Annotated in this window: 14 protein-coding genes; 1 reads left to right on the forward strand and 13 read right to left on the reverse strand. The window is 48.4% G+C overall.

Annotated features, from left to right (window positions below; genetic code table 11):
- Positions 1-6: 6 nt before the first annotated feature.
- Both ruvA and ruvC read right to left on the reverse strand, forming a co-directional pair.
- Positions 7-594, reverse strand: coding sequence for a Holliday junction branch migration protein RuvA (ruvA, locus tag B8987_RS00105; protein ID WP_020374559.1), 588 nt, complete (start codon positions 592-594; stop codon positions 7-9).
- A complete protein-coding gene (gene ruvC, locus B8987_RS00110) occupies positions 587-1,078 on the reverse strand; it encodes a crossover junction endodeoxyribonuclease RuvC (RefSeq protein ID WP_020374558.1) in 492 nt (163 codons plus the stop codon). Before ruvC ends, ruvA begins: the two co-directional genes overlap by 8 nt.
- A gap of 123 nt (positions 1,079-1,201) precedes the next feature.
- Between ruvC and B8987_RS00115 the strand changes: the two genes are divergently transcribed.
- Complete coding sequence (locus tag B8987_RS00115; protein WP_176213117.1) at positions 1,202-1,861, forward strand: class I SAM-dependent methyltransferase; 660 nt, start codon at positions 1,202-1,204, stop codon at positions 1,859-1,861.
- Here the strand turns inward: B8987_RS00115 and B8987_RS00120 are convergent.
- The 11 genes from B8987_RS00120 to rplT all read right to left on the reverse strand — a co-directional run bounded on the left by B8987_RS00120 (position 1,818) and on the right by rplT (position 14,762).
- Positions 1,818-2,564, reverse strand: a complete 747-nt coding sequence (locus tag B8987_RS00120; RefSeq protein WP_020374556.1) for a YebC/PmpR family DNA-binding transcriptional regulator — start codon at positions 2,562-2,564, stop codon at positions 1,818-1,820. The two genes, B8987_RS00115 and B8987_RS00120, sit on opposite strands and share 44 nt — an antisense overlap.
- Before the next feature lie 67 nt (positions 2,565-2,631).
- Positions 2,632-4,338: an NAD+ synthase gene (locus B8987_RS00125; RefSeq protein WP_084660612.1), complete on the reverse strand. Its 1,707-nt coding sequence runs from the start codon at positions 4,336-4,338 to the stop codon at positions 2,632-2,634.
- Positions 4,335-4,682, reverse strand: coding sequence for a hypothetical protein (locus B8987_RS00130; RefSeq protein WP_051351049.1), 348 nt, complete (start codon positions 4,680-4,682; stop codon positions 4,335-4,337). The genes B8987_RS00125 and B8987_RS00130 overlap by 4 nt, the downstream gene beginning before the upstream one ends.
- Positions 4,669-5,307 (reverse strand): HesA/MoeB/ThiF family protein, encoded by a 639-nt coding sequence (locus B8987_RS00135; RefSeq protein ID WP_176213118.1) that lies wholly within the window; start codon positions 5,305-5,307, stop codon positions 4,669-4,671. Before B8987_RS00135 ends, B8987_RS00130 begins: the two co-directional genes overlap by 14 nt.
- 99 nt (positions 5,308-5,406) lie before the next feature.
- On the reverse strand, positions 5,407-6,612 hold the full coding sequence (gene tyrS, locus B8987_RS00140) for a tyrosine--tRNA ligase (protein WP_084660614.1): 1,206 nt from the start codon (positions 6,610-6,612) through the stop codon (positions 5,407-5,409).
- Positions 6,613-6,676: 64 nt separating this feature from the next.
- Positions 6,677-9,037 (reverse strand): endonuclease MutS2, encoded by a 2,361-nt coding sequence (locus B8987_RS00145; protein ID WP_084660615.1) that lies wholly within the window; start codon positions 9,035-9,037, stop codon positions 6,677-6,679.
- A gap of 502 nt (positions 9,038-9,539) precedes the next feature.
- Positions 9,540-9,830 (reverse strand): cell division protein ZapA, encoded by a 291-nt coding sequence (locus B8987_RS00150; RefSeq protein ID WP_020374550.1) that lies wholly within the window; start codon positions 9,828-9,830, stop codon positions 9,540-9,542.
- Between the two features lie 85 nt (positions 9,831-9,915).
- Positions 9,916-12,255 carry a phenylalanine--tRNA ligase subunit beta gene (gene pheT, locus B8987_RS00155; RefSeq protein ID WP_084660616.1) on the reverse strand — a complete coding sequence of 780 codons (2,340 nt, stop codon included), beginning with the start codon at positions 12,253-12,255 and terminating at the stop codon, positions 9,916-9,918.
- Positions 12,252-13,304, reverse strand: a complete 1,053-nt coding sequence (gene pheS, locus B8987_RS00160; RefSeq protein WP_028962372.1) for a phenylalanine--tRNA ligase subunit alpha — start codon at positions 13,302-13,304, stop codon at positions 12,252-12,254. Before pheS ends, pheT begins: the two co-directional genes overlap by 4 nt.
- 259 nt (positions 13,305-13,563) lie before the next feature.
- Positions 13,564-14,406, reverse strand: coding sequence for a TrmH family RNA methyltransferase (locus B8987_RS00165; RefSeq protein WP_084660617.1), 843 nt, complete (start codon positions 14,404-14,406; stop codon positions 13,564-13,566).
- A 2-nt stretch (positions 14,407-14,408) separates the two neighbouring features.
- Complete coding sequence (rplT, locus tag B8987_RS00170; protein WP_020374546.1) at positions 14,409-14,762, reverse strand: 50S ribosomal protein L20; 354 nt, start codon at positions 14,760-14,762, stop codon at positions 14,409-14,411.
- Positions 14,763-14,780: the final 18 nt, after the last annotated feature.

A 14,780-nucleotide genomic window follows, 5' to 3' on the forward strand; every position in this document is an offset into this window, starting at 1 on the left:
CCTCCCTTAGCGTCGGTCCAAAGCTCGAAGCGCTTGGCGGATACGAGTGGCAACATCGCCTTGGGAATCGACTTGTTGGGCTGCATATTGAGCTTCTTCACGCGAATAGCCCAGTGCCATGAGTCCCTGTACGATCTCGTCTCCCGGTTCGTCAGCCGAAGGCTTGAGAGGTGTTGCAACTTTTACGGGACGATTTTGCCATTTTCCTGACAATTCAAGTTGAATGCGTTGGGCTAATTTCGCTCCCACTCCCGGTGCTTCTTTGATTCGCTGCCAATCGCCCTGGACAATAGCATTTTCCAATCCATCTATGCCAAGGACACTCAGTACAGACAGAGCTCCTTTAATACCTAATCCCCCAACACTCAGTAAGTCAAGAAACGTTTCTCGTTCTTCAGGACTGATAAATCCTACCAGACGCCAATTATCTTCCCGGACAACCAGATGGGTATATAAATGCACTTCATGACCGCACGCGGGTAGCTGGGAACTCGTTATACGCGAGGTTTCGACCAAAAATCCAATCCCATGAACATTCACCACGCAGGTGTCTTGATCCTTGTGCACCACAATACCCGTAATTTCGCTAATCACGAAGAACCTCCCGATATTTCACCCATTCCAACCCCGTCATGGCAATAGCTAACGCATCAGCCACATCATCAGGCTTAGGAACTTTCGGCAAATGCAATAAGCGTGTTACCATCAATTGCACCTGATGTTTGTCTGCCCTGCCATAGCCCGTCACCGTCTGCTTCACTTCTGTCGGAGCCATTTCGACCAAAGAAACCTGTCGCTGACTCAATGCAAGCAGGACGACGCCCCGTGCTTGTCCAACCGCTAAGGCCGTCTTGGTATTCTGACCAAAAAATAGCTTTTCGACCGCGCCATATTCCGGTCGATAACGATCAATGATAGCTAATAATTCATCATACACCCGTTCTAATCGCTGGGCAGCAGGCAAATCCCCGGGCGTAAGAATGGCCCCATAATCCACGGCAAGGCTTTCATGACGTTCTTTATCGACAATCGCCCACCCACAAATGGCCGTTCCTGGATCTATTCCTAATATTCTCACGTGTGTTTCTGCCTAAGATGCAGAAATCCTCCCCTTTTTGCTGATCACAACCTTATTTATTACAATACGCTAAAAACACTTGTTTTCCTTCTTATTCCTGAGATGGGGTGCTATTATCTGAACATGAGACGAGATGATCATCAACGCCGACTTTCACAGGTCCATCACCCATGGTTTTCACGAGCTTACATTCTCACCCAATCTCTGTTGGAATCCATTGTTCACCCTTGGCGGGCACAACAAGGACAACGCGCTTTGGGAAAAACGCTCATCATTGGTGCGGGCACAGGTCTTGATATTCCCACCCTGTCTCAAAATGCCCACGAGGTCACTCTATTGGAACCGGATCCCACGTTCTACACCTTTTTAAAAACCCATTATCCCGCATTCTCCTGTCTGAACTCGCCAGCCGAACAAATTCCTTTAGACGACGCAAGTATCGACACCGTGATCTCCACGCTTGTTCTGTGCTCGGTACAAGATTTATGCCAATCTCTTCAGGAAATCTGGCGCATATTACGTCAAGACGGGCAGTTCTTGTTTCTTGAACACGTTGCGCACGATGCACCGTGGTGGCACAGAGTTCAAAATACCCTGACGCCCTTATGGGAAAAGGTCGGGGGCGGTTGTCAGTTAAACCGCCCCACTCTTTTAGCACTCAAACAGACAGGTTTTGTGATAACCGATCTCAGCTGCCCTCATCAGGGGATTTTGTTTCCGGTGGTGCAAGGCAGGGCGATTAAGCCTCGTCCAGTTCAAAGTCATCAGGAAACTCACCATTGAAGAAAACTTTTTCCACATCGTCATGATCTTCTAGGAGTTCAATTAAGGTCGCGAGCTGTGTCGCATCACTTCCTGAGACTTCTGTTGTCGTCTTCGGCAATTGCACGAGTTCGGCTTCGCTAACTTTGACGTGCTGGCTTTCAAAGGCTTCACGTACTTGGTCTAACGCATCGGGTGCCGTTAGCACCACAAATTCATCGTCTTCGCGCCTGAGGTCGTCAGCTCCGGCTTCAATCGCTAAATCTAGCAATTCCTCTTCACTTTTATCCGTATCGGTAATGACCAATCGACCTTTAGGTTCAAACATCCAGGCCACGCAACCGCTTTCTCCTAAAGCCCCGCCGTGACGGGAAAAAATGTGCCGAATTTCACCAGCAGTGCGGTTACGATTATCGGTTAAAATTTGTAAATAAACCGCGACACCTCCGGGTCCATATCCTTCATAAACGGTCTCTTCATAGTGCACCCCTTCTTCTTGACCGGTTGCACGGCGAATCGCCCGATCAATGTTGGCCTGAGGCAAGTTGTTGGCCTTAGCTTTTTGAATAGCGAGCCGTAAGCGAAAATTGGTTTCCGGATTCCCACCACCACGCTTGGCAGCTGCCATAATTTCCTTGGTCAATCGCGAAAATACCGTCCCCTTAACGGCATCTACTTTTGCTTTTTTCCGCTTAATATTGGCCCATTTCGAATGTCCTGACATACAATCGAGTCCTCCTTAATGCACCTTCTAACATCAACCTTACCATGTCATAATCCTCTTCCGCCAGTTATTCAAATCGGCGGGTAATGGGCATACGCCTGTCCCGTCCAAAAGCACGGGGAGTCACTTTTATCCCAACGGGTGCCTGTCGCCTTTTGTATTCGTTTTGGTTAACCAGTTTGATAGCCTGGGTAACAAACGCGGGATCCAATTGTTCGGCAACCAGTGCCTCCGCCGATAAATCATCTTCGATATACCCCTCAAGAATCCGATCTAATATAGCATATGGAGGTAATGTATCTTCATCTTTTTGATCCGGTCGCAATTCTGCACTCGGTGGCTTAATTAAAATGTTTGAGGGAATCCGTTCTTCTTTTTGATTGACCCAACGCGCCAATTGGAACACTTGCGTCTTGAGAACATCTTTAAGAACCGCGAATCCCCCCGCCATATCCCCATATAACGTACTGTATCCCGTCGCCATTTCACTTTTATTGCCGGTTGTCAGCACTAACCACCCAAATTTATTCGACAACGCCATCAATAAGGTTCCACGAATGCGGGCTTGAAGATTTTCTTCGGTAATATCTCGGGAGAAACCCTGAAAGAGTGGCTGGAGCTGCTTCTCAAAAGCCGCCATGACTGGGCCAATAGCAATTTCCTTCGCATCAATGCCCAAGTTCCGTGCCAGCTCGCGGGCATCATCGAGGCTTTCTTGCGAAGTGATCTCCGAGGGCATCAGGACGCCATGAACCCGGTCAGGGCCCAACGCATCGACGGCAATCACTGCAGTCAGTGCTGAATCGATTCCTCCGGATAGTCCAATGACCACGTCATGAAATCGATTTTTTTCTACATAGTCTCTCACCCCAAGGACCAAAGCCCGGTACAATTCTTCTTCATCTCCTAAAAGAGGAGAAATCTTTGGGGTCCACGGGGTTTTAGGAGATTTTCCTAAGGGACTTATGGTAATGGATCCCACGTTATCCTCCACGGGGCCAAGACGCCAGCGGGGATCAATAAACCGTCGGTGCAAACTGGGAATGGCCGTAAGCGACACGGTCACAGAGTCCTCTTGAAAGGCTAAAGCCCGTGCCAACACTTGACCATCAGGTCCATAAACTGCGCTCATACCATCAAAAATGAGTTCATCCTGGGCACCCACTAAGTTCGTCCACACTAAATACGCGGCAACATCATCGGCTCTGGTGCGCAACATATGTTCCCGCTCAGCTTGTTTCCCTCGTGAATAGGGTGAGGCACTAATATTAATTAATAAATTGGCACCGTGTCGTGCCTGCTGTAAATAGGGACCATCCGGATACCAAATATCTTCACAAATTGAGACGCCAATCGACCATTCCCCCGCGGAAATGACTTGAGTTTCACGTCCCGGTGTAAAATAGCGTGCTTCATCAAAAACGCCATAATTGGGAAGTAACTGTTTATTGATCCGGGTCAAGAGATCGCCATTATATGCCACAGCCGCGCTGTTAAAGAGTCCAAACTGCGCATAAGCATATCCAAAAATCACCATAATATTTTGGGACTGGGAAACAATCTCATCACAGGCTTGTTGCAACGCATGCAAAAAATCGGGCCGAAATAATAAATCCTCGGGGGGATATCCGGCCAAAACCATTTCGGGAAACACAACAATATCAATATCGTCATGACGGGCTTGAGTCACAGCATGTAAAATTTTTTCCAAGTTGCCACTGACATCACCCACCGTACTATTCATTTGAACAAGCCGGATATTTAAGGGATTCATCGTCGCACCTCCGTGTGCACAAGCATTAACAGCAACTGGCTCAAGGCAAGACCCATCGTCGTCACAATTTGAGCGGAATCCCCTGACTCATCAAGGGGAATATAAAAGTCATCCATCTCGCCGGTTTCAAGATGGATTCCAATACGGTCGGCAGACGGCTCCCCACTGTGGTAGGATACGCCCACACCAGCTGCTTGCAAATAACGCCCAGCAAGATGCATCCATTGAGGCGGCCCTTGAATCGTAACACGGTGATTCAAGAGTCGAAGCTGTCCATCATATCCGATATCATCGACTAATATTTGCCGTGAGTAACGCTCCAATAAGGTATTATCCAACTCCATGACCGCACCTCACTGCGCTCAAACCAATTTTTCTCACACGCGTTGCATGTCCATCAATCAAAAACAGACCGTTAGGCCATTTTTGCGGATCATTTTGATGATGGTAATATTGATGGAATAGGAGCATCGCCTGACCCGCAACCGCTAGCGTTACGGTTCCCAACACGCCAGCTTCAAAACATCGTGGACCTTGTTGTAAGGAACCAAAGAGACAGTATAAACACGTAAACTCGGGAGCTAAAAAGGCTGTCATCCCTTCTAAACGCAATGCCGAGGAAAAAATCCACGGTCGGCCCGACACAAATGACCAGTTTTGGATGGCCTGCCGAGCCATCCAGTTATCCGAACCATCAAATACAATGTCCATACCATTCAAAAGAACGTGGGCGTTCTCCTCGGTTAAAGCTTCCGGGACGCTATGAATCCGGTCAGATCCATAATCACCAATCACTTCGGCTTTGTATTTACCCACGTCTCCAAGCGTAAACCACGGCTGCCGGGGCAAATTCGATAACTCGATACGGTCGGGATCAATGACCCGGATTTCGGAGACGGCTGATTCAGCCAATAACTGAATGACAAGAGGTGAGCCAACGGCTCCACATCCCACCACTGCAACTCGCACATACCTCATTCCTTTCTTATGGAATTCTTGATCCCACCACCTTAGCCATTCAAAACCTTGGCTGAAATGACAACACGTCTTGAAGCCTCAACGACAGTTTTATTGTATTTCTCTCTTCTGAAACCGGTAATACCGTCGCCGGCCAACCCGAATCCATGAACCTGACTTTACTTCTACAGTGTCTGTCATGCCAATCTTATTGCCATCCACAGCCACGGCACCCTGTTGCAGCATGCGCCGGGCTTCCTGCTTGCTCGGTATATCAGGCAATGATGCCACTAATTCAATGGCTGAAACTTGCCACGGCTCTGTGGGTAAATTCAGGACAGGCATGTCCTCAGGCACTTGATGTTCCCGAAAAGTTCGGTCGAATTGTTCCTGAGCCTCATTCGCCTTCTCTTGTCCCCAAAAACGCGCGACAAGCCGGTTAGCTAAGTCAGCTTTAACATTCCGCGGATTTTCTGTTTGGACGCGTTGATTCCAGATATGCGCATCCTCCCCTAATAGTAATACCGCCCATCTGGTAATCAACGTGTCGGGAATCGACATAATCTTGCCGAACATTTCTTGCGGCGGTTCGCTAATGCCCACATAATTGCCTAAACTTTTCCCCATCCGCCGAACCCCGTCCGTTCCTTCCAAAATGGGTAAAAACACGCCGACTTCGGGTTCCAAACCATAAGCCTCTTGAATCTGGCGGGCCGTCATAATATTAAAGCGTTGGTCCGTTCCTCCCAATTCCACATCAGCTTTCAACACCACAGAATCATATGCCTGCATCAAGGGATACAGCAATTCATGGAGATGGATAGGAACATGCTCTGTGAAGCGATTATGAAAATCATCACGCTCCAATATTCTCGCCACAGTTGTCTGTGCCATTAAGCGGATAATATCTGCCAATTGCATGGGTTCGAGCCATTCGCTATTGTAATGAAGAATTAATCGATCGGGATCGAGAATTTTTTTGGCTTGGTCCACATAGGTTTTAGCAAATTGGCGGACATCGTCAGCGGATAGTTGTTTTCGCGTTGCGGCTCGGTCCGTAGGATCCCCAATCCGTCCTGTCATGTCGCCGATCAAGAACACGACACGATGGCCCAATTCTTGAAATTGGCGCAGTTTCTCAAGAACCACTGTATGTCCTAGGTGGATATCGGGCGCCGTGGGATCTACACCTAACTTCACCGTCAAAGGAATTCCAGTATGTGAAGACTTTTCCAATTTCTCTTTTAATTGGGCTGGGCTGACAACATCATCGGTTCCTTGTAATAACCATTGTACCTGCTGGTCAATATTTAGCACGAGAATCCTCCCCGAATATACTGGCGCGAGTATATCATATCCTGCAAACATCCGAAAAGCGTCGTTATTCCCCGCTTCCGAGCGTCACCACTGTTACTCCATCTCCTCCCTCACCGCGTTCACCGAGACGAAATTGGCTAACACGGGGATCGTCCTTCAACATTTGTGTCACCGCTTTCCTTAGCGTTCCCGTGCCTTTTCCGTGAATAATCCGTACTTGAAACGCCCCTGCCAAGACGGCATCGTCTAAGTATTTATCAACCACATCTAGCATTTCATCGACGGTCATTCCCCGCACGTCACATTCAATGCGAAGATTTTGCGCCTTCAAGGCCATGGCCGTGCGAGCATGTCCACCCTGAGACCGCTTAGGTGCTTCTGCGCGTTCCAGATCTTCTATAGGCAGCTTCACCCGCAAGGTGCCCACCTCCACCAGAGCCATTTTGCCATTAACTTCGAGAACCCGGGCTAAGCCCTCAAAATCACGCACATGCACATAATCCCCGGGTGAAATCATCTGCGAGGGCCGGCGTTTGGGCGGTTGTAATGACTGAGGCAGAATGCCACGCTGGCGCCATATTTCCCGTAAAGCCTCCACAGCCCGCGCTTGATCGGGACCTTGGGATTGTCGAACGGTTTCAATAGCTGCCATCATTTCATCATGGAGTTGTTGCAACTCTTTTTGCCATTGATCGCGCATATGTAATTTTTCGCGTTCATTACGCTCCAGCCATACTCGGCGCTCTTTTTCCATTTCTTGAATTTTTTGACGGAGAACACGTTGTTGGTCTGCGACCTGTTGTTTAGCTTCACGCAACTCCATTTGAAGATGGTTGGCCTGTTCAATCACGTCGGCCAACGTTGTCCCTTCTTCATCCATCAATGTGCGGGCCTGTTGAATGATTTCTTCCGGCATGCCAAGCCGGCGAGCAATATATAATGCATGCGAACTTCCCGGTTGTCCCATGATTAAATGATAGGTTGGGGTAAGAGTTTCCCGATCAAATGCCACTTGCGCGTTTTCTACATCGGGTAAGCGAAATCCCAACAGTTTCAAGCGACTATAATGGGTGGTGACAATCGCATAAACTTTGCGCTCCCGTAAATGATGAATCATGGCTTCCGCTAGTGCTGAACCTTCATCGGGATCCGTCCCGGCGCCCAGTTCATCGATAAGACATAACGTTTTGTCATCGGCAAATTCCATCATCGGAATTAAGCGGGCCATATGACTGGAAAACGTGGATAAGTTTTGTTCAATACTTTGTTCATCACCAATATCCACCCAAATCCGATCAAAAAGTGGAATCGATGTACCTTCTCGGCAAGGAACCATCATACCGCTTAAAGCCATACTTACAATCAAGCCAGTGGTTTTTAGGGTTACGGTCTTACCTCCGGTGTTAGGTCCCGTCACAATTAAAATGTGTCGCGTACGCTCTAAAGACAAATCCAGAGGCACCGGATTGTCAATTAATGGATGCCTGGCCTCGACCAACCGCAATTCATCGCCCCCCACAGTGGGCAATATCGATTGCGTTTTAAGTCCATAACGAGCAATCCCGAGTAACTCATCCAGTGTTCCTAAGGCGTCTTCCACCTGTGCACATTCTTGATGATAAACGCCGACCGTCCGGGATAACTCGGTTAAAAGGCGCCGAATTTCTTCATCTTCTTGTTGATGCAATTCGGTGAGCTGATTTTGCTTTTGCACCACGGGCATTGGCTCAACAAAGACCGTTTGACCGCTTGAGGATCGATCATGAACGATGCCTGGTACTTGATGGCGAAACATGGCTTTAACGGGAATAACACGGCGCCCGGCACGAATTGTTACAATAGCATCTTGAATGTATTCCGCCCAGTGACTGGAATGAAGAATGCCTTCAAGGATGCGGTCGATTTCTAGTTCTGCTTGCTGAATATTTCTGCGGATTTGCCTTAATTGAGGGCTTGCCGAATCGCGAATTTGACCCTCTTCGTCAATAATCCGAAAGATGGCTTGACTTACAGGGGTTAACGACGGGATGGCATCCAGCATGTGAAATAAAATGGGATAATCTTCCGCCGTTACCCAACTTTTGGCTTCTTGTGCCGCTTTTAAGGTCAATCCAATCCCTAATAACTGTTCTTGAGATAATATGCCGCCTTTGGCAGCACGTTTGACATCTCGTGTAATTTCGGTAGCACCTTGCAACGAAATGTGATGATTGTCACCAGCATTTAATAAGCGAACGATTTCGTCAAGATAGCGGTGACGCTCGAGTAATTGTTGATAATCTCTGATGTATTGGGCGGATTTGATACGTTTTTTCCCCATTACCGTGTCGGACAACCCGGCAATGCGTTCTAAGACTTCGGGAAATTGGACGAGATCCAGACTCACCCTCAGACGACTCTCTGCAATGGTATCTCCGTTATTCAATGTACACTCCTATCCAGGGCACTCTTTAATGTGCCACACGCATTCGTTGACATATCGTTTCACGACTTAGCAAAACCAAAAGGACGATACTCTCGGTTTGTCCACGACCAATATGGTCAGGGACCTATGTCCCTGTTTAAAATTTATTTATAACGCTGCGATCTGCATTGTGTTTCACAACATCCATTTTCAGCCCCACAGAAGGGCCCATCCGTGCCGTTTTCACGCGCCTATAACCATCTGCCGAGCGCATTATTTCCCGCCAAAATTCCCTCAAACCCAGTGTATAAAAAGAATACTCCCGGCACTCAAGAAAATAGACGCAGCCCACATCGTCACACGGTCGTGATGAGCTGTCTCTCAGGCAATCTTTTATCCTGTTATTGTATTGATATATCCTCTATAACCTGTCGGATCAAAATACCGGACCAATATCTTATTGTATTATAGCACCAGAACTCAGGCCACTATGCTTTTATGCATAGTGGCCTGAATCTAAGAATCATGGACTTCCGCTTTTACCGTTTTTGACTGCGCGCGTTCGCCAATCTTCTTGCATGCTGCGAACTAATTCCTCATTTTGTTCCTGAAGATGATACAAATCCTCGGCCATGTTCAATAGTGCTAACATCGCTAATCGTGTCATACCCAAATGAGGATGACGCGATTTAAGGATTCGAAGACGGCTGTCGACATGTTGAGCTATCGCTTTAATGACATCCTCGGGCATATCTCCCTTAATTAGATACTCTTCCCCATTAATCGTCACCGTCGTACGAACCGGTTCCGTCATCGTGCCGCTCCCCCTCAAAAGGTGTTTGTCCTATATTTCTCGACAGCGGCAAACATTTCCTGCCAATCTGGGAAAATTTCTTCAATTATTGTCGCATCGTGATACCCAAGGGCCGGAGACGTTGAAGAAATTCCGCTATCACTCCATCGACTTCTTCATCGGTTAATGTTCTCTCTGCCGACTGAAACACTAATCGTAATGTCCACGATTCACCAAAGTCGCCGCGATAATGATCGATCGGTGCCACAGAGCGCAACACGTCCGTGTCGAGTTGACGCGATAGCTGCCAGATGTCGTTATAGGATACCGTAGTGGGAACAATCAATGACAAATCTCGCACGACTTCGGGATACCGCAGGGGTTTGGTGATGTGAGATTCCCTATGATAACGCGCCGTGGCGGGCACCCGCATAATCCAGGCTCCAATGCGTTTGGCGTGATATTGTTGGGCTATTCGCGGACGAATTTCACCCAAATATCCCACCAACGTGCCATCCGCCGTGTACAGTGCCAATAGACGTCCTGGATGCATATATTCAGGACCACTTGTCACTTGTTTCCACGTTAAACCAAGAGCACATCGCTCATTGAGCCATTCCATGACCCCTTTAAGATCTAAAAGATGTGGCGCATAATTCTTGGGATAGTGTGGGGTTTCCTCTAAGGTTTGTACCACGGCTAATTCCTCGTACTGCCACTGTGTTTGGTCGCCTTTAACATAAACTGGGGCAAGTTCAAACAGCGATAAGGGAACATCACGCCGTGCGCGGTTGGTCTCGATGGTTTCTAACAATCCCGGCAGTAACGAGAAGCGCAGGAGACTTTCCTCTTCCCGGAGCGGATTGGCAACCTCCACAACGTTTGCTGGCACGTCTAATCCGGCTCGAAGAATACGGGCTTTTGAGGTAAAGGACCGGGTAATAACTTCCCAATAGCCAGCGGCCACTAAAGAATTCTTGATCAGCTCATGATAGGCCACTTCCTCAGAACGCTGACCTGGACGCGCTGGCGAGGAGAAAATCGTCGTGGGGATTTCATCCAAGCCGTAGAGGCGCGCCACTTCTTCAGCTAAATCGTGACTCCCTTCCACATCATGTCGGTCTAAGGGCACGATGATGTCATGGCCCTCTTGGACAAACCCTAGTCGTCTAAGGCCGCCCGCAATCTCTTCATCACTCCACTGCACGCCCAGTAAACGCCTGATGGCTTCAGGATGAAAGGGAATATGACGGGGATTTGGACGTGTCCCCACCACCTGGCTCGGACCAATATTCTGCAATATGCCCATATCTTGTAACAAATGCTGATACAACCACGGAGCCGTAAACACGGCTTCAGGATTTGTCCCTTTGCCAAAATGCAAGGCTGCGTCCGAGAATATCTGATGACGTCTCATGGTTTGAAAAATTAAAGATGGGTTAAAATGGGCCGATTCCAAGAGAATATGCGTTGTTTCTCGAGACACGGCAGTAGCACTACCACCCATCACTCCAGCTAGCGCCAAGGCTTGTCGCTCATCGGCAATCACTAAGTCCATTGGCGTTAATTGGCGATCAACGCCATCCAAAGTCAATAGCCTTTCCCCTTCGAAAGCCCGTCGAACGTGAATACGTCCGGAAACCTTGTCCGCATCAAAAGCATGCAGCGGTTGCCCGATATCCCATAATAGGAAATTGGTAATGTCCACAGCCGGGTAAATGACCCGTTGGCCAATGCTACGGAGCAGGACCTGTAACCATAAAGGGGTCATTTTTCCGGGCTCAATTTGAAAATCCACCAACCCATAGAGGGGACAATCCTCACGGTTATCTACCGATGCCAAAGTCGCGTCATCATAAACAAAATCGCCCAGCTCCAAATGCCACGGTATATCAAAAGCAGCTGCCAAATCCCGCGCCACGGCTCGCATGCTTTGACCAAACACGGCAAGATTGGGGGTTAATTCCACTTCAAACACGGTATCTAATCCACCGATCACGTCGATGAAATGGGTTCCAAGAGGTTCATTCCCGTCCCAAATCCAGAGATCTTGCTCACCAGCTTGAAATCCTAGTTCTTCAGCAGACAGTAACATGCCAGGCGAATTAATTCCGCGCATATTCACATTTTCTAATACGCGTCCATCAATCAAATGCGTTCCCACTGGCGCATACCAAACACGATCTCCGACCATACCATTTCGTGCCCCGGTAACAACCTCTATCGGGGAATGATTCTGACGTTGTACGGTAACAACCGATAAATGATCGGCATTAGGGTGCTTTATGCGACCAATAATTTCAACCAATTCGACGGGCTGATACCACGTTCCCCACGTTTCTTGTGAAACAATCTCCCATCCCAGTTGGGTTAATTTGTCTGCCACTAACTGCGGAGACGGTAGTGCGGGCACATAACGTTTAAGCCAACGATAACTCACAATCATAAAATCGGCCTCCCAATGTAAGATTGAAACTGAGAGAGAAATTGCATATCGTTTTGATACAGCAATCGCAAATCGTCAATTCCAAAAATTCTCATGGCTAATCGTTCAATGCCTAGTCCAAACGCAAAACCGCTAACCTGGCTCGGATCATACCCCCCGTTGGTCAAAACGACCGGATGCACCATGCCTGAGCCAAGAATCTCGACCCATCCCGTTCCTTTGCATACCCGGCAACCCGTTCCTCCACAGGATGCACACGTCACGTCCATTTCTACAGAAGGCTCTGTAAATGGAAAATAAGAAGGACGAAACCGGGTACGGATATCCGTACCGAGAAGTTCTTGAGCCATCGTCGTAAGTGTCCCTTTGAGATCGGCCAAAGTAATTCCGTGATCAATGACTAAACCCTCGACTTGAAAAAACATGGGAACATGGGTGGCATCATCATCACGACGAAATGCCCTTCCCGGAGCAATAATGCGGACGGGAAGTCTACCCTGGTACTTTTTCATCGCCCGTATTTGCACGGGTGAGGTATGGGTCCGCAAGACCATGCCCGGAACATTAATAAAAAAGGAATCTTGCATATCTCGTGCGGGATGATTAGCCGGCATGTTGAGCGCTTCAAAGTTATACCATTCGTGTTCGATTTCTGGTCCATATTCTAAAGAAAAGCCCATTCGCAAAAAGACATCTTCGATAAAGCGCCGGGTTCGTGTAATAGGGTGCAACAAACCCGTCTGTGGCCAGGATCCCGGCAAGGTCATATCGAATTGCTCGCGCTGTAGCTGCGTTGTTTCTTCAGCCATTTCCATCTCTTGTTGCCGACTGGTGAGTAAGTCCAAAACGGTTTCTCGTAAGGCATTAAGCTGTTGCCCTTGGCTCCGCCGCTCTTCAATGGATAAGCTCGATAATCCCTTCATGGCCAAGGTAATGATGCCTCGGCGTCCAAGCCAATGACTCCGAAGACTTTGCAGTTCACTTAAGGTTTGCGCGGCATGAATTTGTTGCATAATCTCGGTGTGCCACTCTTCAAATTGCTTGTCCATTCTAGTCTCCTTTTAAAAAAAATATCGTTCACCTCAAGGGCGAACGATTCGCGGTACCACCTTTATTAACCCGGGAACTTGTCCTGGATCATCTCATTGTGGATAACGACACAACCCGTTGGCTCCTACTCTATTCAGAGCCCACTCCCCAGCGAATGTTGAATGGCTAACAGCTCCGGCTCACACCTACCCCGGATTCTCTGGTCTGTCGCGGAATTCACACGTTCTGGATCATCGCTTTACCGTAATGATTTGCGTGTTATTGTATCATAACTGGTGGTGCTAAGGGAATATGATGCTCTTCTCGCACCCGCATCGCATGAAATGCCAAAATAGATCCCGCCACCGCGACATTTAACGATTCAGCGGTCGGGACCATGGGAATGGTAAGTGTTTGCGCCTTCGTCACCAATTCCTGTGGCAGGCCATTTCCTTCATTGCCCATTACCATGGCAAAGGGTTGACACCAATCAAATTGCGTATACTTTTGTCCTCCCGCAACAACTGTGGATACCACCGTGACGTGTTTCTCAGCCAACTCCTCTACCCAGTCGTCTGACAAGGATACAATCGGCAATTTAAAGACACTCCCGGCGGCAGCACGGATGGTTTTAGGATTATAGACATCAACCGTTCCTTTGGTCACACCAACGACATGTGCACCTGCTGCCTGAACACTACGAATTAATGTTCCTAAATTACCCGGATCTTGAATTTGATAAGCAATGACGATAAAAGGAGGAACACCCTCCGGCAACGGCCAGCCCGACACGGGCTTTGGGAGGTTAACAACCGCCAATACTCCTTGGTGGGTTTCCACAGCCGATAACGCATCCAAGACCTTGTCTGTGACATAAATCAGTCGAACCCGGCTCATCTGTAAGCGAGCTAGCAGGCTGCGACCTGACTCATTTTGCGTCATCCGCTTCCCATAGAGAACGAGGTGGATGGGCATTCCAACATCCACCACGTCTTTCAGCATATGAAATCCTTCAATAACTGCCTGTTGCTGCCGTTCACGAAAATTACGGTTTGTTAATAGTCGGCGAACAACACGCACCGCCTTATTATCCAATGAGTCTAAAGGCTGAATGACCGACATCTTTAGAGTTGCTCTTTGGCTTTAGCGACTAAGACTTTAAAACTGTCCATATCGCGCACAGCCATATCTGCCAAAATCTTGCGGTCTAATCCAATTCCCGCTCGGTGCAGCCCATTCATAAAGCGGCTATATGACAATCCGTGCATTCTGGCTGCCGCATTAATGCGGGTTATCCACAAGCGGCGAAAATCTCCCTTACGTTTACGCCGGTGCTGGTAGGCATACCATAAGGAGTGCATGACTGCTTCATTAGCAGGGCGAAAATGACGTGATCGCGCACCCCGGTATCCGCGAGCCATTTTTAAAATCTTTTTGTGACGACGGTGACGAACCATTCCGCGTTTGACACGTGCCATGATGAAACCCCTCCACGA

The sequence above is a fragment of the Sulfobacillus thermosulfidooxidans DSM 9293 genome (genome assembly GCF_900176145.1).
GTDB classification, from domain to species: domain Bacteria; phylum Bacillota; class Sulfobacillia; order Sulfobacillales; family Sulfobacillaceae; genus Sulfobacillus; species Sulfobacillus thermosulfidooxidans.

Bases quoted from the DNA above. Each gene is read 5' to 3' on its own strand.
- B8987_RS00125 (WP_084660612.1), bottom strand. From the start codon at position 4,338: ATGAATCCCTTAAATATCCGGCTTGTTCAAATGAATAGTACGGTGGGT.
- pheS (WP_028962372.1), bottom strand. From the start codon at position 13,304: ATGGACAAGCAATTTGAAGAGTGGCACACCGAGATTATGCAACAAATT.
- B8987_RS00165 (WP_084660617.1), bottom strand. From the start codon at position 14,406: ATGTCGGTCATTCAGCCTTTAGACTCATTGGATAATAAGGCGGTGCGT.
- pheT (WP_084660616.1), bottom strand. From the start codon at position 12,255: ATGATTGTGAGTTATCGTTGGCTTAAACGTTATGTGCCCGCACTACCG.
- B8987_RS00120 (WP_020374556.1), bottom strand. From the start codon at position 2,564: ATGTCAGGACATTCGAAATGGGCCAATATTAAGCGGAAAAAAGCAAAA.
- rplT (WP_020374546.1), bottom strand. From the start codon at position 14,762: ATGGCACGTGTCAAACGCGGAATGGTTCGTCACCGTCGTCACAAAAAG.
- B8987_RS00130 (WP_051351049.1), bottom strand. From the start codon at position 4,682: ATGGAGTTGGATAATACCTTATTGGAGCGTTACTCACGGCAAATATTA.
- B8987_RS00115 (WP_176213117.1), top strand. From the start codon at position 1,202: ATGAGACGAGATGATCATCAACGCCGACTTTCACAGGTCCATCACCCA.
- B8987_RS00150 (WP_020374550.1), bottom strand. From the start codon at position 9,830: ATGACGGAACCGGTTCGTACGACGGTGACGATTAATGGGGAAGAGTAT.